Here is a 2,241-nt window from a genome sequence, read left to right as displayed (position 1 = left end):
CTGCCGAATCCGGCGTCAATGTCCCCGGATTCGCCTCCATCGTGATCTCCGCATCCGGCTCTACCCGAAAGATCTGCCGGACGGCTGCCAGAATCCGCTCAACCGCCGATGGTGGAAGCAGGGACGGCGTTCCGCCGCCGATAAAGATCGTCTCCACCGTCCGCCCTGTCAGGTTTAGCCGCGGCGCCGCATTTTCAGGACACTGCCCTGCATCCTCTTCCGGAATGCTTTCAATCTCCCGGATCAGCTGATCCACATATTTCTCCCGCACGCACGCATCGGACGCAAACGAAAGAAAATCACAGTAACGGCACTTGCGGACGCAGAACGGGATGTGTATATATAATTCCATTATTCTTCGTCCAGCTTCAGGACGCTCATAAATGCCTTCTGCGGAATCTCTACGTTTCCGATCTGACGCATACGTTTCTTTCCTTCCTTCTGCTTCTCCAGAAGTTTTCTCTTTCGGGAAATATCGCCGCCGTAGCATTTTGCCAGAACGTCCTTCCTCATTGCCTTGACCGTCTCGCGGGCAATGATCTTTCCACCGACCGCCGCCTGGATTGGAATCTCAAATAAATGACGCGGAATCTCATCCTTGAGCTTCTCGCACATTTTTCTGCCGCGCTCATATGCCGAACCTTCGAATACGATGAAAGAGAGCGCGTCCACTTCCTCGCGGTTGACGAGAATATCCAGTTTTACCAGCTTGGATTCCTCGTAGCCCTTTAACTCATAATCAAACGACGCGTAACCGCGGGAGCGCGATTTCAATGCATCGAAGAAATCATAAATAATCTCATTTAACGGAAGTTCATATTTCAGCAGCGCACGGCTCGCCTCAATATACTCCATTCCCAGGTAAACGCCGCGGCGCTCCTGGCACAGCGTCATGATCGCACCGACAAACTCGGTCGTAACCATGATCTCCGCCGACACGATCGGCTCTTCCATATAGGCAATCTCGGACGGATCCGGCAGGTTTGACGGGTTCGTCAGCTCAATCATATCGCCGTTCGTCTTGTGCACCCGGTATACAACGCCCGGCGCCGTTGTCACAAGATCCAGATTGTACTCGCGTTCCAGGCGTTCCTGGATAATATCCAGATGGAGAAGCCCCAGGAAACCACACCGGAAACCAAAGCCCAGCGCTACCGATGTCTCTGGCTCAAAATAGAGCGCTGCATCGTTGAGCTGCAATTTTTCCAGCGCGTCCCGCAGATCCGGATATTTCGCACCATCCGCCGGATAAAGACCGCAGTATACCATCGGCGTTACCTTCTTGTAACCCGGAAGTGGCTCTGCACATGGGTTGTCCAGATCGGTAATCGTATCGCCCACGCGGGTATCCTGCACATTTTTAATACTGGCAGTCACATAGCCAACCATACCGGCTGAAAGCTCTTCGCACGGAATAAACTGACCTGCGCCAAAATATCCAACCTCCACAACCTCGGCAGCCGCTCCGGTCGCCATCATTTTCATGCGTGTGCCTTTTTTGATCGTACCGTTCTTCACACGGCAGAATACGATAACGCCCTTGTAAGAATCATACAGGGAGTCGAAAATAAGCGCCTGCAGCGATGCCTCCGGATCGCCCGCCGGTGCCGGGATCTTCTGCACGATCTCCTCCAGAACTGCCTCGACATTTAAGCCGGTCTTCGCAGAAATACGCGGTGCATCTGACGCCTCCAGACCGATCACATCCTCGATCTCCGCTGCCACGCGCTCCGGATCCGCACTCGGCAGATCGATCTTATTTAACACCGGAATGACCTCCAGATCATGATCCAGCGCCAGATATACATTCGCCAGCGTCTGCGCCTCGATTCCCTGTGCCGCATCCACAACCAGAATCGCGCCGTCGCACGCCGCCAGGCTTCGGGAAACCTCGTAGTTAAAGTCCACATGTCCAGGCGTGTCGATTAGGTTAAAAATGTACTCCTGACCGTCTTTCGCCTTATATACCGTGCGGACTGCCTGCGACTTGATGGTAATACCTCTCTCCCGCTCCAGATCCATGTTATCAAGCACCTGCGCCTGCATCTCACGGCTCGTTAAAAGTCCCGTCATCTCAATAATACGATCTGCCAGCGTTGATTTGCCGTGATCGATATGTGCAATGATGCAGAAATTTCTGATTTTGCTCTGATCTATAATTGCCATCCGTTCATTCCTCTCTCTGTATCACTTTGTTTGGCAGCAAAATGTTTGCTGCGATATCTTATTTTTTATTTAAAA

At 52.5% G+C, this 2,241-nt stretch carries 2 protein-coding genes; both read right to left on the bottom strand.

The features are described from left to right. The coding region (locus tag QVO97_RS07430) for a radical SAM protein (RefSeq protein WP_288189308.1) at positions 1-352 on the bottom strand (352 nt) is incomplete at its 3' end. Continuing rightward, positions 352-2,166 (bottom strand): translation elongation factor 4, encoded by a 1,815-nt coding sequence (gene lepA / locus QVO97_RS07425; protein WP_022359720.1) that lies wholly within the window; start codon positions 2,164-2,166, stop codon positions 352-354. The genes QVO97_RS07430 and lepA, both read right to left, overlap by 1 nt. Between the last annotated feature and the right edge of the window lie 75 nt (positions 2,167-2,241).

Source organism: Clostridium sp. CAG:43 (assembly GCF_000434655.1).
Lineage (GTDB): Bacteria > Bacillota > Clostridia > Lachnospirales > Lachnospiraceae > Otoolea > Otoolea fessa.
The sequence above is the reverse complement of the archived record's forward strand: the minus strand, read 5'-3'. Positions and strand labels throughout refer to the sequence as shown.